At 69.7% G+C, this 20907-nt stretch carries 19 protein-coding genes; 4 read left to right on the top strand and 15 right to left on the bottom strand.

From position 1 onward, the window contains the following. Position 1: 1 nt before the first annotated feature. The 10 genes from ACGFI8_RS29135 to fxlM (ACGFI8_RS29090) all read right to left on the bottom strand — a co-directional run bounded on the left by ACGFI8_RS29135 (position 2) and on the right by fxlM (ACGFI8_RS29090) (position 11352). Positions 2–526 (bottom strand): NUDIX domain-containing protein, encoded by a 525-nt coding sequence (locus tag ACGFI8_RS29135; RefSeq protein ID WP_392809703.1) that lies wholly within the window; start codon positions 524–526, stop codon positions 2–4. Next, positions 513–1358: an NUDIX domain-containing protein gene (locus ACGFI8_RS29130; protein ID WP_392809702.1), complete on the bottom strand. Its 846-nt coding sequence runs from the start codon at positions 1356–1358 to the stop codon at positions 513–515. The genes ACGFI8_RS29135 and ACGFI8_RS29130 overlap by 14 nt, the downstream gene beginning before the upstream one ends. After that, the gene (gene fxlM / locus ACGFI8_RS29125; RefSeq protein ID WP_392809700.1) at positions 1355–2299 is read right to left on the bottom strand and encodes a methyltransferase, FxLD system; all 945 of its coding nucleotides are present in this window, start codon (positions 2297–2299) and stop codon (positions 1355–1357) included. Before fxlM (ACGFI8_RS29125) ends, ACGFI8_RS29130 begins: the two co-directional genes overlap by 4 nt. Positions 2300–2579: 280 nt before the next feature. Continuing rightward, positions 2580–2981, bottom strand: coding sequence for a VOC family protein (locus ACGFI8_RS29120; protein WP_392809699.1), 402 nt, complete (start codon positions 2979–2981; stop codon positions 2580–2582). Positions 2982–3274: 293 nt separating this feature from the next. Next, positions 3275–4387 (bottom strand): hypothetical protein, encoded by a 1113-nt coding sequence (locus ACGFI8_RS29115; RefSeq protein ID WP_392809697.1) that lies wholly within the window; start codon positions 4385–4387, stop codon positions 3275–3277. 2 nt (positions 4388–4389) lie between these two features. After that, on the bottom strand, positions 4390–5346 hold the full coding sequence (locus ACGFI8_RS29110) for a thiopeptide-type bacteriocin biosynthesis protein (protein WP_392809695.1): 957 nt from the start codon (positions 5344–5346) through the stop codon (positions 4390–4392). Continuing rightward, a complete protein-coding gene (locus ACGFI8_RS29105) occupies positions 5328–6530 on the bottom strand; it encodes a lanthionine synthetase C family protein (protein WP_392809693.1) in 1203 nt (400 codons plus the stop codon). Before ACGFI8_RS29105 ends, ACGFI8_RS29110 begins: the two co-directional genes overlap by 19 nt. Next, entirely contained in the window at positions 6527–9604 is a 3078-nt protein-coding gene (locus tag ACGFI8_RS29100) for a lantibiotic dehydratase (RefSeq protein WP_392809691.1), read from the bottom strand. Before ACGFI8_RS29100 ends, ACGFI8_RS29105 begins: the two co-directional genes overlap by 4 nt. Positions 9605–9736: 132 nt before the next feature. Continuing rightward, positions 9737–10021 carry an FxLD family lanthipeptide gene (fxlA, locus tag ACGFI8_RS29095; protein ID WP_392809689.1) on the bottom strand — a complete coding sequence of 95 codons (285 nt, stop codon included), beginning with the start codon at positions 10019–10021 and terminating at the stop codon, positions 9737–9739. A 59-nt stretch (positions 10022–10080) separates the two neighbouring features. Then, a complete protein-coding gene (fxlM, locus tag ACGFI8_RS29090; RefSeq protein WP_392809687.1) occupies positions 10081–11352 on the bottom strand; it encodes a methyltransferase, FxLD system in 1272 nt (423 codons plus the stop codon). A gap of 489 nt (positions 11353–11841) precedes the next feature. Here fxlM (ACGFI8_RS29090) and ACGFI8_RS29085 point away from each other — a divergent pair, with 489 nt between their 5' ends. Continuing rightward, entirely contained in the window at positions 11842–12873 is a 1032-nt protein-coding gene (locus ACGFI8_RS29085) for an NAD-dependent epimerase/dehydratase family protein (RefSeq protein ID WP_392809686.1), read from the top strand. Here the strand turns inward: ACGFI8_RS29085 and ACGFI8_RS29080 are convergent. The 5 genes from ACGFI8_RS29080 to ACGFI8_RS29060 all read right to left on the bottom strand — a co-directional run bounded on the left by ACGFI8_RS29080 (position 12870) and on the right by ACGFI8_RS29060 (position 17656). After that, entirely contained in the window at positions 12870–14213 is a 1344-nt protein-coding gene (locus tag ACGFI8_RS29080; RefSeq protein WP_392809684.1) for an XRE family transcriptional regulator, read from the bottom strand. The two genes, ACGFI8_RS29085 and ACGFI8_RS29080, sit on opposite strands and share 4 nt — an antisense overlap. Before the next feature lie 235 nt (positions 14214–14448). Further along, on the bottom strand, positions 14449–15162 hold the full coding sequence (locus ACGFI8_RS29075) for a creatininase family protein (protein WP_392809683.1): 714 nt from the start codon (positions 15160–15162) through the stop codon (positions 14449–14451). Between the two features lie 4 nt (positions 15163–15166). Beyond that, positions 15167–16342 (bottom strand): hypothetical protein, encoded by a 1176-nt coding sequence (locus tag ACGFI8_RS29070; protein ID WP_392809682.1) that lies wholly within the window; start codon positions 16340–16342, stop codon positions 15167–15169. A 232-nt stretch (positions 16343–16574) separates the two neighbouring features. Then, positions 16575–16772, bottom strand: a complete 198-nt coding sequence (locus ACGFI8_RS29065) for a DUF397 domain-containing protein (RefSeq protein WP_392809681.1) — start codon at positions 16770–16772, stop codon at positions 16575–16577. After that, on the bottom strand, positions 16769–17656 hold the full coding sequence (locus ACGFI8_RS29060; protein ID WP_392809679.1) for a helix-turn-helix domain-containing protein: 888 nt from the start codon (positions 17654–17656) through the stop codon (positions 16769–16771). The genes ACGFI8_RS29065 and ACGFI8_RS29060 overlap by 4 nt, the downstream gene beginning before the upstream one ends. Before the next feature lie 272 nt (positions 17657–17928). Here ACGFI8_RS29060 and ACGFI8_RS29055 point away from each other — a divergent pair, with 272 nt between their 5' ends. The 3 genes from ACGFI8_RS29055 to ACGFI8_RS29045 all read left to right on the top strand — a co-directional run bounded on the left by ACGFI8_RS29055 (position 17929) and on the right by ACGFI8_RS29045 (position 20902). Further along, positions 17929–18327, top strand: a complete 399-nt coding sequence (locus ACGFI8_RS29055) for a hypothetical protein (protein WP_392809678.1) — start codon at positions 17929–17931, stop codon at positions 18325–18327. A gap of 242 nt (positions 18328–18569) precedes the next feature. Then, the gene (locus tag ACGFI8_RS29050) at positions 18570–19910 is read left to right on the top strand and encodes an APC family permease (protein WP_392809676.1); all 1341 of its coding nucleotides are present in this window, start codon (positions 18570–18572) and stop codon (positions 19908–19910) included. Then, entirely contained in the window at positions 19907–20902 is a 996-nt protein-coding gene (locus ACGFI8_RS29045) for an acetamidase/formamidase family protein (protein WP_392809675.1), read from the top strand. Before ACGFI8_RS29050 ends, ACGFI8_RS29045 begins: the two co-directional genes overlap by 4 nt. Positions 20903–20907 lie beyond the last annotated feature (5 nt).

Genomic DNA, 20907 nt, shown 5'->3' with positions numbered 1-20907 from the left:
CTCATCCAACCCTGTCAGCAGCTGCGGCAGTGCCCGGACGGTGGGGCCAGTCCATTGCCGCGTACCGGTGGCCTGACCGGAACAGCTCGACGCCGATCTCGGTGTACCGCAGCAACGGTGCGGGCAGCGCGTGCAGCGGTGCCCACCGCAGCTGCGCGCACTCGGCCGGTTCGGTGATGACCGGCTCGCCGTGCACGGCCGGGTCGGCCTCGAGGTGGAAGAACACCCCGATCCGCGGCACCCCGTCTGGCGGATGCCAGTGCGTCATCGCCACGACCCGCAGCTGCTGGGGCGGCAACCGCAGCCCGGTCTCCTCGAACGCCTCTCGCGCCATCCCCACTTCGAGGGGCTCGCCCGGCTCCAGCTTGCCGCTGGGGGTGTCCCACTGGCCGGCGGCGAACCCTCCCTGCCGCAGCCCGACCAGCAGCTCGGATCCACGTGTGTAGAGCAGCAGCAGGTCGACCGGCACCGTGTACGGCGCTTGCCCACCGGACGGGATGGTGGGACGCGGGCTACCCGCCGACATGTGCAGCTCCCTCGGCGGCCGTGTTCCGAAGCCGGCCGAATTTGCCGAGGAATCGGCCCAGGTGCGGGTCGGTGCGTTCCGCAGGCCAGGCGATGACCTCCGCGCGGGGGTACCAGCCCCAGCCTGCGAACTCGCCCGAATCGGGCGTGATCGGCTGGTCGGAGGCCAACAGCAGCGGAAACCACAGGGTTGCATCTGTGTGAGAGCGGTGGCCGACGGTCTGCGTGACGGTGACGAACAGCGGCCGCTCAGTCGGCCACAGCGGATGCGGGCGAGCGACTGCCCCGAGCTCTTCATCGGCTTCCCGCATCACGGTTCCCCACGGTCGTTCGGCGGGTTCGACGTGCCCGCCCGGCGGGAGCAGCCGTCGGGCTTTGCGGTGGTTGACGAGGAACACGCGATCGGTGTGCTCGTCGTAGGGCAGGAAATAGGTGACGAGGTGTTTTCCTGGCACGTCCGGCGGCACCCGCCGGTACAGTTCGGCGCCGGTGTCGATCCAGGCGAGGACGTCGTCGCGGTCGGCGGCTTCTCGTTCGTCGACCGGGATCAGCCCGGCGACGAGATCCCGCAGTGCCTGGCGATCGCCACTGGCTGTCGTCATGTGTCGGCTCCATCCGGGATGCCGGGCTGAGCTACCGGTCCGGAAGCGCCAAGCTGGAAGACGGGACGGTTTCTGGCCCGGACCCTTGCAGTCCGTGATCACCTGCATCCCGTCGACGGTGTAGTCGCCGGGGAGGTTGCGGAAGCCGAGCCGCCGCCAGGTCGCGATCGCCGTGGTGTTGCCCGGGGCGTAGGTGAGCCACAGTCGGCGAATGATCAGCAACGTCGTCATGGGCTGCCACCAGGCCAGGTGATCACGATCTGGGTGTGGCGGCGGGCCACGACCAGCCGGAGCTGCTCGGTGGCAGGCAGCGCAGCGCCAGCGGGGTACACGGTGACGGCTGGGCGGATTCCGGCGCGGTGCAGCCGGTCCCAGGCGGCGACCAGGTCGATCAGGTCGCGGGTCAGCGCGGTGGCGTCGGGGCCGAAGCCGTGCGCGCCGCATTGCCAGGTCGCGTCGTGGTGCCGGCGGATGGTCAGGTAGGCGAAGCTGCCGTGGGTGAGCAGGGTGGGGCAGAAAAACCGGTCCTGCGGGTCGAGCAGTCCGGCGGTGCGTTCGCGGTCGATGTTGAGCACGCCATAGGGGCGGGGCTGGCTGGCCAGCCACAGGTGCAGCGCTTCGAACGAGGCGTCCGTCGGCAGGGTGACCGGCGACCACACCCCGCGGCGCGGCCCGTCGAGGGCCGCTCGGAGGGCAATGAGGTCGACCTCGGTCGTCGGGTCGTCCAGGACGAGGACGGCGTCCTCGCCGCGCAGCGCCAGCCGACGGGTCGGGTCCCGTCCGTCGCCTTGCATCGGCACGAATCCGCACTGCAGGGACGCGGTCGCGACCAGGTGGTCGCCGTCGCGTTCGAGGGTGAGGCAGCGGGTGTTGGCCCGCATCCGTACCGGCGCGACCAGCACCCCGCCGGGGGCGAGTTGTTCGGTCCAGGCGGGTGGGATGTCGCTGGCCTCGACTGTGACGAGTACCGCGTCGTACGGGCCGCCGGCGGGGTAGCCGTACTCACCGTCGGCGTGGACCACGCGGACCTGCTGGTATCCGGCTGCGGCGAGCGTGGCCCGGGCGTGGACGACGACTTGCGGGTCGATGTCGACGCTCACCACGCTCCCGTCGGGGCCGACGAGCTCGGCGATCAACGCGGCGTTGTAACCGCCGGACCCGATCTCCAGCACACGGGATCCGGGCCGGATCCTGGCGGTTTCCAGCATGTGCGCCTGCAGCCAGGTGCCGAGATCGAACTGGTCGTCTTGCCGTCCGGACCGCGTTTGGTGACCACGATGTTGTTGGCGTACGCGGCGGCCAGGTCTGTGCCGTCGGGGACGAACACCTCCCGCGGCACCCGCCGCACTGCGGCCTCGACCGAGGGCGTGGTGACGAAGCCGGCCGCTGTCAACGCGTCGGCGAGGCGTGCGCGGAGGTCGGCGGCGGACACCGTCGACTGTGCAAGATCGGTCATGCTGTACCTGCTGGGATGTGGACGATCTCGAGCCGGGAGCCGTCTGGGTCCTCGACGAAGACGGCGTAGTAGCCGTCCGTGTAGTCGTAGAACCGCGGCTCGTGCACGACCGTCCCGCCGACGTCGACCACCGTGCGGAACACTGCGTCGACCAGTCCGGGCTCGTCGACTTCGAGGGCGATGTGCTGCAGGCCGGGCCGGCCATGCCGGTGTGGTGCGGCATCGGCGCCTTCAACGATGTAGATCAGCACGTCCGGGCCGTCACCGACGTAGACGAGGGGGCTGCTGAGACCGCCGTGGCGTTGATAGCCAAGCGCAGCAAGCACAGCGTCGTAGAACCCGCTGCTGCGGCCGAGATCCGCGGCGGTCAACGCAAGGTGATGCACCCTGATCTGCACAGACGCTCCTGTAAAGGCTGAGCGGGCACGAACGGTATGAGCCCACAACCCGCGGGCCACTCCAGCTCGGGCGGATCACGGATCAACGATGTGCCGTTGCCGTTGCATCGGTCCGGATGCCGTGTTGTGACGGATTCCAGTTGCGCTCGTGTCGGTGGCGTCGGTTACGAAGGTTGTCCTTCGGCGTGGTTCCGGATGTGGTGGCCGGGTGTACCGGAAGGTGGAACGTTGGGGCGTGAGCACGAGGTATAGCAGTTCGGGGCATTGCCGTGGGCGGGTTCGTGGACAAGGCGTCATGCGATCGATGCCGTGAGCGCGTGCTCCGCCGTGGAGACTGCCGTGGAAAGAGCGGTGTGCGCTGGTTCGGGTATGGCCCTGGCATTGAGGCCAGCGTCGGTGACGACTCGGGTCAGGGCCTCGTGCTGCGATTGGTCGATCCGCAGGTTCGTGTGGTGGTTGAGGACGTCTCGGGCCGCATAGCCGTCGGGTGTCTCAAGGGCCTCGGTGATCAATTGGTGCAGGATGTCCTGGGCAGTGGGCTCGTGGTACGCGCTGATCAGGGTGGCGGCGGTGAGGCCCAGGCGCGTTCGGTAGACGATGTATCCGGGTGCGGATTCGTTGCTGTGGAACTGCTCGGCGATGGCGGTGACGTGCTGTGCGGTGAGCGCGCGCTCGGCGCACATCGCGGCGAGGCATGCGTAGACCTGGTGTTCCCAGGGTTGGGTAACGGTGCTGCCTTCAAGGGCGGCGTGTGCAGCGTCGGGATTGTCGTGGAGCAGGTGAGCGATGACGGTCGCCTGTCGTCCTTCCATGAGGTGCAGTCCGACGCCGTTGAGCGCGTTGGCGTGTTTGACGGCGTCGTCCCAGCGTCCGGCGAGGGCGAGGATGCGGATGCCTTCGCTGAGGTGTTGCAGCCAGGTCCATTGGCGCAGTTGCCGCATTTCGTTGGGGTTGCCGTGCAGGTTGGCCAGCGGCAGGGTGTGTCCGTCGAGGATGAGGTCGGTGCCGGTGGCGACGGCTTGGAACATCGCGTGCAGCAGGTCGAGGGTGGGCTGGCCGTGGTGGGCGCGGATCTGCAGGCGGGCGAGGTTGAGGACGGGCTCGAGCAGGTAGCCGGCCTGGAGTGCGGTGAGGGTGTCGAGTCGGCGGTAGACGTTGATGTGCTGCCAGCACCATCGGCGGGCGAGGTCGGGGAGGCCGCAGTCGCTGGCGATGAGTGCGGCTTTGTTCAGGGCGTGTGCTGCTTCGGCCATGCCGTTCCCGGCCTGCTGGGCTGCCGCTTCGGCGGTGTCGACGACTTCGGTGACCCGGTCGGTGAGGGCGGGGCAGGCAGGGCGGGGCCGGCCGAGGAGCGGGAATCTGCGGGCGGCGGCGTGGACGGTCGGTGGGATCGCGACTGGGTTCATGGTCAGCTCCGGGGCAGGAACGCTTCGCGGGCGGCGCGGGTGAGGATGCCCTGGGTGGCGGCGGACAGCCCGAGCCGGTTCCAGTGGAAGATCACGATGTGGCTGGTGATGGCTCGCAGGCCGCGGTGGAGGGTGCCGGCTGCCGCGGCGGTGGCGAGGTTGTGTCCGGTGGTGGTGTAGGCGGTGTGCCAGGGCGCGGCGAAGTGGGCCGGCCCGCCGGGCCCGAACAGGGCGTTGTCCGGGTCGGATGCGACGGCGAGCAGTCCGCGTACGTGGCCGATGAGGGTCGGGAGGCGGTGGTCGTCGGTGTCGGGGGCGGGACGCAGTTGGGCGACGCGGTCGAAGACGTCGCCGCGTTCGAACCAGTCCAGGCCGGCGGCGTGCAGCAGGGCACCGAGGAGCAGGAGAGAGATTTCGCGGCGGCCCAGCGGTGGCTGGGGTTGGCGCAGGTAGTGCAGCACGCCGTGGCTGTCGGCGCAGAACAGGTCATGGACGAGCCGGATGCCGTCGAGTCCGCCGAACGCGGCGGTTTCCGGTTCATAGAGGCTGGGCCACCAGCGGGTGGCTGCACCGGTAGTGGTGAGGCTGTCGAGGACCTGGTGGACGGCGGCCAGGTCCGGGTTGGCGATGCGCAGGCGCCAGCAGGGATGTTTGCGCAGGAACCACCAGCCGCTTGTCGCGCCGGTGTCGAGGAGCCGGTCGAGTTGCGGTCCAAGCTGGGTGGCCGCGACGCGTTCGGCGGTGTCCCACTCGGAGAACTCGATGCGGACCTGATACCAGCGCGGGTCGCCGCGCTGCTGCAGCGCAGTGCAGCCTGCTTCGTGGTAGGTGTCGGCGGCGTCGGCGAGGTCGGCTGGGTCGATCCCGGCGTCGGCTGCAGCGGTTCCCAGCGGGGCGCCGGCGAGCACCTGCAGCACTGCGCTGGTCAACGGGTCCGCGGTCAGATGATCAGCAGGCATGCGTCCCATCCCGTCATGGTGGTGTCGTGCCGGGCCGTCGCGGCGGCCAGCTGGATGCCGGCGCGGCCGGTCAACAGCCCGGCTTCCGGAGCTGACTGCTGGGCTTCGGCGGCGGTCTGGATCGCGGCAGCTAGCATCGGAAGCTGTTCGTCGAGGGCTGGGTTGCGACCTTCGCCGGCGGCCCGGTACGTGGTTTGGTAGAGGCCGGCGAGGCCGTGGCACAGCCCGGGATCGGTGATCTCGTCGAGGCGTCGGGCGGTGAGGCAGCTGGCGAGGGTGTGTTCGGCTTCGGCGCGGCGGGTTTGCTCGTTGGTGGCGATGGCGGCGAGTTGCAGGGCGCGGGCGATGCCGGGGGTGCCGTAGCACCAGGACGGTCGGCCTGGTTCGCGCTGCTGGGGTCGCCCGGTGCGCAGGTCGTCGAGGGTGAGCCATTGCGGCCACCACACAGTGCCGTCGGTGTCGTGTTGGCGCCAGCGGTCGAACCAATCGGTGACCCGGTCGATGGCTTCGGTGTGGTGGTCCACGACGTGGCCGTGGCGCATGGCGAGGGCGAGGAGTGCGAGGATGCCGGCGGCGCCGTGGGCCATCCCGAGGTTGGCGTGGCCGCCCGGTGTCGGCAGGATCGGATCTGGGTCGTGGCCCGCCCACCATCCGGGCAGCGACAGCCCGTTGTGCACCAGCGGCGCGGTGTTTTCGGTGAGCCGCGTGAGGTAGCGCAGCAGGTCGGCGAAGGTATCACTGCCGGGCGTGCGGTGCAGGAGCAGGGCGCCGATGCCGGTGAGACCGTAGAGCAGGTCGTACTCGCCGAGCGTGGCGGTATTCCCGCGGTGGATGCGGGCGAAGGCGGCGGTGAGGCGCCGCCGGGCGAGCCGCAGGACGTGCTGGTCGAGGGTGGCCGCGGCGGTCTGGTAGCGCTCCTCCGTTTCGGCGGCCCGGTGCAGCAGGAACGCGATGGCTGGGGCGCCGTAGTAGAGGCCGGTGTGCAGGCCGCCGTCGACCGGGCCGGTGGCCGCGGCTCGGATGCGTGCGTGTGCTTCGGCCCAGGGCCCGGCACCGGTGGCGGCATGTTCGAGGTGGAGCAGGGCGATCCCGGCAGTTCCGGTGGCCAGGGACTGGCGGGCTGCGTCAGGGCCGTCGAGCACCGCCGGGCCGGCGTTCGTGTCGGTGTTCGCGGCGCTGTTCACGATTGGCTGGTGAGGGCTAGGGCGCGCAGTGCGCCGGCGCGGGCGAGCCGGTTGGTGGTGTGCTCGAAGGTGGGGTCGACGCCGAGCGCCCGGATGTGGTGATCGCGCAGTAGGGTCGGCAGGAGCCCGGCCGGGTCGCGTTGCACGGCGACGGCATCCCGGTACTGGCGCAGCGCGATGTCGCGGGTCTGCCAGGCACGCAGGACCGCCTCCTCGACGGCTGGCAACGGCGCGACGGTGCTTGGCTGGAGCGAGAGGTCGGCCAGGCGGAGGGTCTGTTCGCGCAGGGCGCGGTCGAGGGGTCCGGTCTGCTGGGGAAGGCACTGCAGGAGAGTCTGCCAGCCCGACGCCTTGTCGGGGGCGAACGCGGCGGCGAGGCGGGCCATGGACGCGGCCGCGAGCGCCTGGGCCGGGATGTCGAGGCTGGCGGCGGCGGTGATCTGGGCGATGACGCAGCCGGTGTCGTCGGTGAACACGTCCTCGGCGGCGGTGAGCGCCGCTGCGTGGCCGTAGCGGCCGGGATGGTCCTGGTAGGGCACCAGCGACAGGTGACCGGGCAGGCCGCGGGCGGCCAACCCGGCCGCGAACGCGGCGAGGCTGGCGGCGACCGGCGCATAGTGATCGGCGGCGGTCAGCCGTAGCACGACGACGAGATGCTGGTCGGCGTCGAGACGGACCAGGTCGCGCTGCCGCCGGATCCACCACCGCTGCACCATGTCGCCCAGCGATGCGATGTACGCCGGGAGGTGCTGGATGATGTCGTCGAACCGCGCCGGGTTGCCGGCCAGCCGTGCCTGCACCACCATGCCGTCACCGGGCAGGTGCAGCGTGCCGGGTGGTGTGAGGTGCGGCAACGGCCGCGCCGGCGGTGATGCCGCGGTCATCGGAATCAGCAGCTCCGCCGGCCGGCCGATCCAGCCGCACTCCTCGGGCTGGGCGTCTTCGTGCAGTTCGACCCGCGCGGCCTGCGCCAGCCGCGTGCGTAGCAGTGTCCGGTCGAGCCGGTGTTCGAGGTTGAGCGGCTGGCGCAGCTCGCCGTGGCAGAGCACGACGCGGGCCGGAACCCGCCACCGGTGCCGCCACGCTTCCAGGACCGCGTCCCAGCCGTCACCGGGGCGGCCTGGAAAATCGGCGGCGGAGAGCAGCCACCTGGCGGGGGCGAGGATGGTGCGGCCGTAGCGAATGCGCGGCAGGTACGGCATGACGCGGGCGGCGCCGACGTCGAAGGGGCCGAACACGGCGGTGCGGGCGTCGGCGACCTCGGCCAGGAACCGTGCGAGGGGTGGGCTCTGCACGACGGTGTCGAGCGCGTGCGGGATGGACGGGATCACCCGCCGGCCGGTGGAGACCTGGACCAGGTACATCTGGTCGGCGTCGGCGGTGACGGCAAGGTCGTCGAGGCTGATCGGGGTGCCGGTGGGGTGCTCGGCGAGCGCGACCACCTCGGGCAGGAACTGGCCGACGCGGGTGACGTTCTCGTTGTGCGGGCGACGCGGCGGGAACGACAGCTGCACCGCCACCGCACCGTCGTGCGGGGACGGCGGGATGCACGCTGTAGCCAGCCGGGTCTGTTCCTCGCCGTCGAAGAGGTGGACGAACCGGCCCGCCATGCTGGTCGGCGCGCCGGGAGCGGCGGTGAACCGGAGCCGGAAGTCGCCGCGGTCGAGCGCCTCAGGCGAGGCGGCATGGACGGCGACGCCGAGCTCGATCCGGGCCGGTGGGACGACATCTGCCGGCTCGCCCACGGTGAGTGCGTCGATGTCGGCGTCGGTCAGGACGATTTCGGCACGGCCGTCGAGCGCGGCCCGCTGGATCAGGGCCAGCAGGACGGCGTCGCGTTCGGTGATGCCACGCCAGGTCGGGTGGGCGCGGGGCGCGCCGAGATAGCCGGTGGGGTAGCCGAGGCCCGAGTCAGCGACCAGGTCCCGGACCGGGACGATCGCGCCTTGGCCGTAGCGGGCCCGGAATCTGGAGCGGTAGTCCTGCCAGGCCGTTGACCCGAACGGTTTCGTCGAGACCCGCAGCAGCACGTCCGCGGCACGGACAGCCTCGGTCAGCACCTGCTCGGGCAGGCGGATCTGGGCTTCGAGGCGGGTGTCCACGGCCAGCACATGCCGGCTGCCAGGAACCACGTCACGCATCCGGCGGTCGATAGCCCCTCGGAGCGCGGCCACCTGCACCGGATCGTCGAACTGGTTGTGCCGATCGAGTTCCTCCCGCACCGTCTGTAGCTTGTGCAGGAGCGCGGCAACGTCGTCGTGCCGCTGGCCGTCGGCGGCGAGCACCGTCTCGATGAGGTGGGTCAGGCCGTCGGGGGCGGTCATGGACGGGCGAAGGCTGCTGATGAGCGCGCCTTGGGCCAACAGGCTGTCCAGGACGGCGTGAAGCTGTTCTGGCTGGGCCGCCGGGAAGCTGGCCGCCAGTGTTTGAGCGAGGTCGTCATACCGGACGGGTGTGGCGGCAAGGGTCAGCGCCGTTTGCACTGGCGGGGTGTAGCGGACCGACGCCTCCCGCAGCGGGACCGCCTTGCCGGAACCGAGGTCGGCCCGGCGGGCCGTGATGAACCGACCGTTGCGCACGATGCCGGTGTTGTCGGCGACCACGAGGAGCCGGCGGCGCACGTGCGGGTGCTGCTCCAAGCGGCCGATCACCGCGGCGAGCCACTCGCTGTCGGCCTGGGCGTGCACGCGGTGCTGCCGTCCGATCGTCGCCCGGCCCGCGCCGATGGCGGCGACGGTGACGCCGGCGAACGCCCCGAACGGGGTGGCCCGCCGCTGCCAGCGCAGCAGATACCCGGCAAGGGACAGGACGGCTCGTCGGACGTCTTTGGCCGAGGTCAGGCCAGGGCGTTCGGCGATGCGGTCCAGCTGGGCGGCGAAGGCGGGGCTGGCCAGACCGAGCGCGTCGCGGACGTCGGCACGCGCCCACGTCTTCACCAGCCAGCCCAAGCCCTCGTGCAACATCGTGGCGTCGTCGGAAAGGTCGAGCTGGGACGGGATGTCGAGGTCACCGGGGTCCGTCGTGGCACGGACCACGACCACACCGCAATGCCGGAAGACGGACTGCACTGGCACGCGCGAACACCTCCTCGAACCCGCGGGGAACCCTGCCGCCGGCACCGGGCTGGGTGCCGGCGGCAGGATCTGCACGAACTCCGGACTGCGGGACTCAAGCCAGCTGGCATCGGGCTCGGTCCTCGGGCTGGGCTAGAGCGGGTCGCTGGCCTTGGTCGTGCAGGCGCTGGTGCTGCAGCTTTGGCCGCAGCCGTCGCTCGTGCTGCACATCATGATCACCAGTGGGGTGGTGGACTCCACGACCCGCATGTCGAGCGCGAAGTCGCTGTCATCGTCCGGGGCTGCGAACGCCGCCGGGCTTGAGGCCACCGGGGCCGTCGGCGGTACCAGCCGCAGCGCCGGCTTTCCGGCGCTGCCGTCCTCACCGACGGGGGTGGGTTCGGTGACGGTCACGCGGTCGTGCAGCAGCAGGGTCATCGGTCGTCACGCTCCTCGCGTTGGTCGAACCAGGGGTTGGTGCGCCCGGCCAGGGGCGGCTAGCTCGCCGCCGGCCAGGAGATCGTGAGCAGGCCATGGGTCTTGTCCAGCACTGCGACGTTGGCCGACATCCCGCCCGACCCAACGCCGGGGCTGGTGCCGGCCGGCCAGTACGCAAACGTCGGCGCCGGTCCGCGCCGGGCGTGCTGATCCCACGCCTGGATCTGCTCCGCCATCGCCGCGGCGGCGTCCTTGCCGTGCGGCCCGTAGGCGCGGGCACCGAGCTCCGAGCGGGCGTCATCGCCGGTACGGCGGAAGGCGAAGTAGGCGAACGAGTCGCCGCGCACCACCCCGAACGGAAACCAGCCGCGCTCGGCCGCTAGCTCGGTACCCTCGTCCGCCTTCAGCAGGCAGAAACCGGGCAGGAACCCGGCAAACCACAAGTACAGGTCGGCGAACGACTCGCTGCCGGCCACCGTGACACCCGACCAGACCTCGGTCCGTTCGGTGCCCAGCACCCCAGTGAGCAGGTGCACGTCCTCCGGTGTGCCGGCGTCGAACCGTAGGCTGACGACATGCCCGTCCCGGTCGGGCAACTGGAAGATCCGTTCCGGGCGGGCGCTGTCACCTTGCATCGGCACGAACCCCGCGACCTCGGTCGACGTGCTGGCCAGATGGTCGCCGTCGCGGCGGAACGCGATCGTGCGGGTCACGCCGTTCATGCGCAGCGGTATGACGATTACCCCGTCCGGGGCCAGGTGTGACAGCAGCGCCGGCGGAATGTCCCATGCCCCGACCGTGACGATGATCCGGTCGACCACGCCCTCACCTGGCACGCCGTGGGCGGCGTCGGCCTGCAGGACACGCACCCTGCCGGCGTACCCGGTCGCCGCCAGCAGCGCCGTGGCCCGATCCGTGATGTCCTCGTCGATGTCCACGCTGACCACCGCACCGCCGGTGCCGACCACCTCGGCCAGCAGCGCCGCGTTGTAGCCGCCCGAGCCGACCTCCAGCACCCGCATCCCCGGCCCGACCTCAGCCTGCTCAATCATCCGGGCCTGGATGTACGTGGCACTCACCGACGACAGATGCGCCCCGTGCTCATCCGTCTTGGTGACCACCGACCGGTCGACGTGGTAGACGTCCTCCAGCGGCGTGCCAGCCGGCACAAAGGCGTGCCGCGGCACGGTCCGGAACGCCGCCTCCACGGCCGGAGAAATGATCATTCCGTCGGCAACCAGCCGATCCACCAGCGCTGTACGGAGTTCCTCCGCACGGCCAGTGCGATCGTCCGTGTCAGTCGTATCCGTCAACTCGACGCTCCGTCTCATGTCTGCGGTTTCGGCATCGTCATAACGACATTGGCGCAGCGGGCGGCTCTAATCCAAGGCCATCACTCCGTGCATCCAGGATTCCGCAGCACGTAGTTGATGGGAATGCCGACCTACGGTCCGACCTTGAGTTCCGACCTTTGGTCCGACCGGCTATTGACCTGCGAGGACAACGGTCGCCAAACCAGGTGTAGGCGCACCCAGGCGGTGGTGCCGGCAGAATGTGGTATCCCGGTGGTGGGCTGACCGCGCAGCCCGCGTGTTGGTGGGGGCGGGTGCGTTTCGGCCTGCGCGACGAGGCACACGGCTCCACGCGCGCAGTGGCGTCAGCGATCGTCTATGGGCGTGTAACTGTGGCCATGGCCGCCACGACGTCAGCCCAGTTGAACACATGGGCAGCGCCGGCCGGGGCGATCGAGCTGAACCTTGCGGGACACATGGTCAGGGACGGACGTAGTACTGCGTTGCGGCGTCGGTAATGATGGAGGGATGCGGCTGCTCATCCTCGGTGGTACCTGGTTTCTCGGTCGAGCGCTCGGTGAACTGGCGCTTGAGGCGGGATGGTCTGTCACGACGTTCAATCGTGGCGTCTCGGCCGCCGACCTGCCGGGGGTGGAGGCGATACGCGGTGATCGCGAACAGTTCGACGATCTGAGCCGGCTTGCCGAGCATGGGCCGTGGGACGCTGTCGTCGACACCATCGGGTTCGTGCCACGCGAGGTCCTGGCTGCAGCGACTGCCCTGGCGCCGGCCGTGCGCAACTACGTGTTCCTGTCCTCGGTCAATGTCTACACTGGCTGGCCCAGCGAGCCGCTGAATGACACCTCGCCGGTATTCGAATGCCCGCCCGATGCCGACGTTGACTTCGGTGCAGAACTCGGTTATGCCGGGCAATACGGTGCGTTGAAGGCCGGCTGCGAGAGGGCCGTCATCGAGACGTTGGGCACCGACCGGGCAGCCATCCTGCGACCCGGGGTCATCCTTGGTCCCAACGAGTACGTCGGCCGCCTGACGTGGTGGCTGGCCCGCGCCGCTCGCGGTGGAGAACTCTTGGCGCCGGGCCCGCTGGACCGGCCGATTCAGCCCATCGACGTGCGCGACGTGGCCTCTTTCGCCCTGCGCTGCGCATCCGACGGCGTCGTGGGCTCGTTCAACCTCGGCGCCCCCATCGGGCGTGCGACCTTCGCGGACCTGATCGATGCCTGTGTCGCCGCGACCGGGGCCGACAGCCGACCGGTATGGGTAGACCCGGAGTGGCTGGTGGAGCGGGGGGTCCAACAGTGGACCGAGCTGCCGCTCTGGCGAACACATGAGGGAGTGTGGAAGGTCGACAGCTCGCGTGCCGAACACGCTGGGCTGCGATGCCGCCCGCTGACGCAAACTGTGGCCGACACCTGGGCGTGGATGACCGACGGCGGTACGGCGATCACCGGTAGCGGTGAGGCAGCCCGCGCCGCTGATCATGGTCTTGCGGCAGATCGGGAGCGTGAACTGCTGCAGGAGTGGAACAGGCGGGTCTAGGCCGGCGGAAGCTCGGGGGTGGATTTGGCGGTCGCGGCGAACACCGCTGCCGCCTCGGCTACTTCGCGCGCCGCACGCACGGAACGCCAGCGGCCTGCAGACAAGAGGTCTTGCACGCGGCGAACACGCCCGAGCAACCCGACCCGTCGCCAATCCGGCGGCATCGTCCACAGCGACACAAGCGTCTCACGTGCGGCGTTCACGTCGCCGGTCAGGAACAGACAGGTGGCCAGGTCCACGCGGGCTTCGGCCTCAACAGTGGACCATGGCTCAAGCGCCGCCCCGGACAGGGCGTCGAGTGCCTGCCGAGCGGACGTGGTGGCCTCATCGGCCTGCCCGACCTGCAGCCATGCTGTGCTTGCGCTTCGTGCCTGCTGCGGCAAGGCATAGCCGAACTCACCACCGATGAGATCATGCAACTCGTCGCAACCCTCGGCGCTGCGGGCGGCGTCGGCGGAGTTGAGGGCCCGCCGCACCTCGTCGACCGATCCCCGATGTGACCAGGCACGGGCCAAGATGCTGAACGCCCGCACCCGCGCGACACCTGCTGGCGCCTGCTCGACTGCCAGGCTGGCGAAGTGAACTGCCTCCATGGGCTGCCCGGTCCAATAGGCAGCCGTGGCCTGGAGTCCCAGGGCGTACGCCCGGACACCGGCGTGATCGATGACCTCGCCATACTGTTCTGCGGCCTGCGCGTACTGCCGTGCGGTTGCCCAGAGTCCGAGATCGATACTGGCGCTGGCGAGGAGTGCCATTGCCTGGGCTACGGTGAAGTACAGGTCATTCAACTGTGCGGGCCGCCGCGTTCGGGACAGCAGTTCCACGGCAAGGTTGCGTACCCGAAACGTCTCGTTCACTGCTTCAGCGGGCGTCAGGGCATCGAAACGGCGCGCAACGCCGCGCACATCGTTGCGCAGTTGGTCGATCACCCCGTCCGGCACCGCCCACGTCCCTGTTTCTCTGGCATGTTCGCTGCACTCACGTGCCGCCAACATGATCGCCTGCTCGACTCCAACGTACCCGGCAGTAGCTGTCCGGCCAACCGGCACAAGACCGGCTGTTGACGGGTACACCACCGCCACGCTGCCCGACCGACCTTCGTAAGGACGTCGCTGGACAGCGTCGGTTCGTCGTGGACTGTAGAGGCCGATCGAGGCGTCGGTGGGGGAGCCGAGGACGTGGCGGAGGGCGGTGCGGCGTTCGTCGCTGGGCCAGCGGTGTTCGCCGCGTTCGAGTTTGCCGATCCAGCGGAAGTCGACGTAGTGGGCGGTGAGATCCCGGCCGGGGTAGAGCTGGTCGAGTGCGGCATTGACGGCGTCGGCGAGCTCGGGCCGGGACATGAGTTGACCTGCCCGCCACGGGGAATCCAGTCGGAGGCGCGCGTCGCTGAGCAGGGTGTTTGGCGTGATCACCGCGTCGGGATGGCGAGGCATCGAACCCCCCTCCCTCTACAGCTGGCCGACCAGGCTGGGACGCACCTGCCAGCCCGCCGGGCAGGGGTGCTGTACGGCGACGTCAGCGTATCGCCTGCAGCCGTGCTGCGTGTACCTGCCGCTACCGTATCGACCCGGTCGGTTACGGCTCGCCGAGCGCCGCGAGATGTGTTCCGAACGACTCCGCGAGGCTAGCCAGCAGCCTGTTGCCCTTCTCCGCCGTGCCTGCTGATGGTCTGCCGATGACGCCGGTTTGGGTGTAGGCACGCATCCCGTGGACCAGCAGCATGGATCGCTCGTCGGCGGTGTGATCGGCGTTGGCGTACCCGGGGCCAACCGCGTTCGGCTGCACGTGCAGGAGGAGGGAGACTTCCAGTTCGCCGGCGTGCATGTCGTGATGAGCATCGGTTTCGAGGCCTGCTGCGGCTCGGGCGGTGTCCCACTCGGCCTTTGTCGGGAACAGGGTCATGGAGCTGGGTGCCGTGGCGTTGGCGGTCTGCACGATGTTGCTGAGCACGTAGTTTCCACCGTGTCCGTTGACAACGGCCAGCCGGGTGACGCCGCTGGCGGCGAGGGACACGCGGATGTCCTCGACGATGGCGGAGAGCGTTTGGTGGCTGATGCTGACGGTGCCAGGCCAGCCAGCGTGCTCATGCGAGCAGGACATCGTGATCGGCGGCAGGAGCAGGATGTTGTACCGCTCAGCGATAGCCGCGGCGATTGCCGAGGCAACGATCGTGTCCGTGGACAGCGGCAGGAACGAGCCGTGCTGCTCGAAGCTGCCGACGGGCAGCACCGCCACGCGTGGGGCACGGTCGGCGACGTCTGTGCTCGTGGTCGTCGGGATCACATCCACCTGACTATCTTGCCACCGGGGCGGTCATCGCCTGACGGTGCGCGTTGATGAACGTTTCGACGGCGGTGAGGTTTCGGTGCCTTCGGAGCAGGACTGCGAGCGGTTGCAGGGCGCGCACGGTGCGGTACGAGCCGGCCGTGGCGCCGAGTTGCAGAGCTGCCATGCCATGGCATGCGGCGCGTTCGGGGTCGTCGAACTGGTAGCACTCGCCGAGGTGCGCATGCCACATGCCGGCGTCGATCGAGGCCGAGCTGCTGTCAGTCAGGAGTTCCTCGAGGATCGCCACAGCTGAGCTGGGGTCGCCCAGCAGTTGCCGGCAGCGGGCGTCGACGGCGGTGACGTAGCGCAGGTCGCAGTGGCTTGCGAATTGGTCTACGGGGTCGATGCCGGCCTGGCGTAGACCGTGTCGCGCGGCGGTGATCACCGTGTGGGTGTCGTTGTCACCGGAGGCGGCGAGTGCTTCTGCGGTGCGGGTCAGGCACAGCACCTGGGTGCGTGCGGGGACCGGGCCGTGTGTGAGTGAGCGGCGGGCCAGCGTTATCGCGGTGCGCACGTCGCCGTTGTCGAGCGCGTGCTGGCTGTGCCGCATGAGCGCATACGCTCCGAGCGCTTGGTCGCCGGCTGCGGCAGCATGTCGTTGTGATCGCGCCAGCCACTCTGCACCGTCCGGCTCGCCGGCGTTGTCAGCGAGCCAGCTCATGAACTCCGACCAGCGTCCATCGACGGCTGCGAGGTCGGGGCGGGTGTCGTCGCGTTGCAAATCGTCAAGGACGCTGAGGTGGTTGCGGACACGGCGGACGAGTTCGGCAGATACACCCCGACGAGCCTGCGTCGTCAGCTGGTCAAGGGTTAGTAGCCACGCCTCGGCGGTGTCCGGCGTGTCGGTGTCGAGTTGGTTCGCTGGTTCGCCACTTGCCGCAGCGCGTGGGAGTTCCGGCCGTCGTGGTGGTGCGACCCGATCACCTGAGCGCCGCGTGCTGAACAGGCCGAGTTCGGCGTCGCTGCGGACGTGCAGCACGTGCCGCAGCGCAGCGCGCCGCTCGCGGCTGGGCCACCGGTGTTCACCCCGTTCGAGTTTGCCAATCCAGCGGGAGTCGACGTAGTGGGCGGTCAGGTTCTGGCCCGGATAGAGCTGGTCGAGGGCGGCATTGACGGTGTCGGCCAGTTCCGGGCGAGACATGGTCCGATCGGGCCAGCGCGGCGAGGTGAGGCGCCTGCGGGCGTCGGTGAGGTGCGGGTTTGGTGCGACGAGCGTGTCGGGATGGCGCGGCACGATGCACCTCCGTTTCTGAACATGCCGATGTCGCGTGCGGCGTTGCCGCTGCCGATCGACCAGGCCGTGAGCATTGGTCCTGGGCGGGGGTAGGTCGACCGGCTGGCCAGTCGACCCGGGGTCTCGGCAGTCGGTGTGATCAGAGGTCGAACCTGCCAGCGCGGATGTCGCTGGTGAACGCGCCCCAGGTTTCTGGGTTGAACTCCAGCACGGGTCCGGCGGTGTCCTTGGAGTCGCGGACACCGACCGTGCCGTCGACGGCGCGGGAGACCTCGACGCAGTTGCCGTCGTCGCTGCGGGTTGATTTGCGCCAGTTGGTGTATGTCCGGGTGGTCATGCTGCTGCTCCTTCAACGGGGGACAGCTCCTGCGCGGCGGCGCGGAGCAGGCGGATGCTCGGTTCGGGTGCCAGCGCGGCGGCCTTGAGACGCCGGTGCAGGCTCAAGTACGGGTCGATCTCGTGTGGGTCAGTGTGGATGAGGTCCTTGGTGAGCGTGTCCACCGCGACCGCTATGGAACCGGGCGCGCCCCGGTAGCGGTAGATCGAGTAGGCCGACCGCGGTGCGCTATGGCCCCGGATGGACGCGTCAATCGGCAGCACGCGGACGACCACGGATGCATACGTCGTGCAGACGGCGACGATGTGCCGTAGCTGGTCGGCGACGATCTGAGGTTCGGCGGCGCAGCGTCGGATCGCGAACTCGTCGAGCACCACGTCGTACTGCGGCCCGTCGACGGCGAGCAGCAACCGCTGCCGGTATGCGCGGGCGGCGACCGCGGCGGCGGGATCGAACACATCGGTGTGACCGGCGGCGGTGCTGCGAATGCGGGCCTCGGCGAACGCGGCGGTCTGTAGCAATCCTGGGGGCAGTGCGAGGGCGTACTCCGCGATGCTCTTGGTGCCGCTTTCCAGGTCGGCGTAGGTGGCCTGCCGGAAGCCCATCCGTTCGGCCTCGGGTACCCACCACCCGCGGGCCCAGCCGTCCGCCGCTGCGTCCATGATCGCTGCGCGTCGGTTGGCGCCGACGGCCAGGTAGTCGCAGATGGCGCTGACCATGTCGATGTCCGGCCCGAGGCGGCCGTTGTCGAGGGCGCTGAGTTGCTGTCGCGGAAACCCGACGGCGCGGGCGAGCGGCTCACTCGCGATGCCGTGCTCGTCGCGCAGGCGGCGGATCTCGCGTCCCAGCCATTGCCGGCGGACGTACGGACTGGGGCGAGTCACCGGCAGCCTCCAACGGGTCCACTCGAACCCGGTCGGCGTCTTCCGCTCCGGCCGGGTGGGCTCAATGTAACCCCTCCAACCGCAAAAGTGATCTTGAAGTGGGTGTAGCCGCAGGAAGATTTAGCAGCTCAGTGGTCGGTCGGACCAAAGGTCGGTACGCAAGGTCGGACCGGTAGTCGGTATTCCCAGCCGTCCGCACGTCCGTGATCGTTGACTTGCAACGAGTTACCCGTCGATGGTTCGGGTTCACGCGATGGTCGAAGGAGGGCGACGTGAGGCAGGAGGTTCTGTTGAGGCCGGCGCCTCGCAGCGTGCTCAGGGTACCGGCAGCGCGGATTTCGACCGATGTCGATCACATTGCAAACATAGGGACTGGGACGTCTGCCTTCAGCCTGGCGTCGCTGCTGGTCTGCGGCAGCTGTGATCAACCGTTGCAGCCGTCGTGGAACAGCCGGGACGAACGCGTCTACCTATTCCTGTGCGGCTGCCAGCGGACCGTCATCGACGCAGCGGCAGCTGAGCGGTTGGTACGGGATCGGGTCGAGGCGGCCTCGGTCGTGTTGGTGGAGGACGTGCCCGCAGACCGACTCGGACCGGTCTTCGGCCAACTTTTCGCAGAGGTGCGAGTCGCGGCCTCCATCGACGACCTGGCGTTCGTCTGGCGGATTTGAGGCTTCTGGCCGCCGTCGCTGCGTGGGCTGACGGCGGCGGCCAGAACCAGCACAACGTGATCAGCAACTAAGCATCGGCGCGTCAGGCGGTGACGCGCGGATGCGTCATGCCCGCTGGCCGACTGGCTGGTGCGGCTGCCAGTCGGCGATTGGGAGGTATCCACGTGAGCGTGACACAGCACATACCGGTTCCCGCAGACGGGACACCATTGGCCGGTCGGTATCGGCCGGAGTTGCGGCGGATGCTGGGGTTTCGGGATCTGGTGTTCTACGGATTGCTGTTCATGGTGCCGATCGCGCCGATGGGGATCTTCGGCGGGGTGTTCCAGAGCTCCGGTGGGATGGTCGCCCTCGCGTATGTGATCGGCATGGTGGCGATGGTGTTCACCGCCGCCTCGTACGCGCAGATGGTGAAGGCGTTCCCGCTGGCCGGCAGCGTCTACAACTACGCCGGGCGGGGTATCGCGCCGCCGGTCGGGTTTCTGGCCGGTTGGGCGGTGCTGCTGGACTACCTGCTGGTGCCGAGCCTGCTGTATCTGATCGCGGCGGTGGCGATGCATGCGACGGTGCCGGCGGTGCCGGTGTGGGCGTGGCTGGTCGGGTACGTGGTGGTCAACACGGCGGTGAACCTGCTGGGCATCCGCACCACCGCCCGGTTCACCAGCGTCATGCTCATCGGTCAGCTGATCGTCCTGGCGATCTTCATGGCGGTTGCCGTGGCCGCGCTGCTGCACGGCCGCGGTCGCGGGTTCTCCTGGGAGCCGCTGTTCAACGCGCACACGTTCACCTGGCCCCTCGTCTTCGGTGCGGTGTCGGTCGCGGTGCTGAGCTTCCTGGGTTTCGACGGCATCAGCATGCTGGCCGAGGAGAACCGGGGCGGCCCAGGCCAGATCGGCCGGGCAATGGCCGCCGCCCTGGGCCTGGCGGGACTGGTGTTCATCGCGCAGACCTGGGTGGCGGCGCTGCTGGTGCCCGACCCGGCTGGGCTGATTACCAACGGGGACCCGGACGGTGTGGCGTTCTACGACGCCGCTCGCGCCGCCGGCGGCGGGTGGCTTGCCACGCTCTGCGCGGTCGCGACCGCGATCGCGTGGGGCATCGCCAACTCCCTGGTGGCGCAGGTGGCCACGTCCCGGCTGCTGTACGCGATGGCCCGGGACCGGCAGCTGCCCGGCTTCCTCAAGACGGTCTCACGCCGCTCCGGGGTGCCGGCCAACGCGATCGTGCTCACCGCGTTCCTGTCGATTGCGATCGGCCTGTACATGGCATGGCGCTCCGACGGCATCACCCTGCTCTCCAGCCTGATCAACTTCGGGGCGCTGACGGCGTTCATGGTGCTGCACCTGGCCGTGGTCTGGCACTACGTCGTCCGCAAGCGCAGCCGGAACCTGTTCGTGCACCTGCTCGTCCCGGCGGTCGGGTTCGCGATCCTCGGCTACGTGGCGGTCAACGCCAACGTCGCCGCCCAGCGCCTCGCCCTGGTCTGGGTAGGCGTCGGCGTAGTGGTGCTGATCGGCCTGTACGCGGCCGGCCGTCGCCCGCAGCTGTCCGGCCTCGACGTGCAGGTAGGAGCGCAGTCGTGACCGGCGTCGTGGACTTCGAGCCGAGCGCGCCGTCGCTCTACACGTTCGGCGGCGCCGAGCCGGTCGCCGTGGTCAAGCCGGGCCAGATCCTGCGGACCAGCACCGAGGACTGCTTCGGCGGCGCGGTGCGCACCGTCGACGATCTGCCGTCGCGGGTGTGTCAGCGGTTCAACCCGGTCACCGGCCCGTTCTACGTCGAAGGGGCTGAGCCCGGCGACACCCTCGCGTTGCATTTCGCGGCGATCACCCCGGCCCGGGATTGGGGGATGTCGGCGACGTTTCCGCACTTCGGCGCGCTGACCAGCACCCACGCGACGGCGACGCTGCAGCCGCCGCTGGAGGAGCTGGTGTGGCAGTACGACATCAACCTGCAGGTCGGCACCGTCCGCTACGCCGCCCGCCGATCCGACTTCGCGGTCGAGCTCCCGCTGGATCCGATGCTCGGCACCGTCGGTGTCGCCCCGGCTGGCGGCGAGGTCCGGGCCAGCATCGTGCCGGACGCGCATGGCGGGAACCTCGACACGCCGGAGCTACGTGCCGGCACGACCCTGTATCTGGGGGTGAACGTGGCGGGGGCGCTGTTTGCGCTCGGTGACGGCCACGCCCGCCAGGGCCAGGGTGAAGTGTGCGGGGTCGGGGTGGAGTGCGCGATGCGGGTCACCGTCGCCGTCGACCTGGTCAAAGGCGTGGCGACGCCGTGGCCGCGGATCGAGACCGACCACCAGCTCATCTCCATCGGCGCGGCTCGCCCGCTCGAAGACGCGTTTCGGATCAGCCAGCGCGACCTCATCACGTGGGTGGTCGAGCTGACCGGTCTTGACGTGCTGGATGCCTATCAGCTGGTGTCGCAGGCGGGACGCGCCGCGCCGGGCAACGTGTGCGACCCGCTGTACACGATGCACGCCGCGATCGACACGAACGTCCTGCGCGGTGCGACCGCCTACGGCGACAGCCATCGGCGGCTGCGCGGGCTGGCCGAGACGCTGTGGTGACCGGC

Source organism: Dactylosporangium sp. NPDC048998 (genome assembly GCF_043197855.1).
Classification (GTDB): Bacteria; Actinomycetota; Actinomycetes; order Mycobacteriales; family Micromonosporaceae; genus Dactylosporangium.
This window is presented reverse-complemented; position numbering and strand designations above follow the sequence as displayed.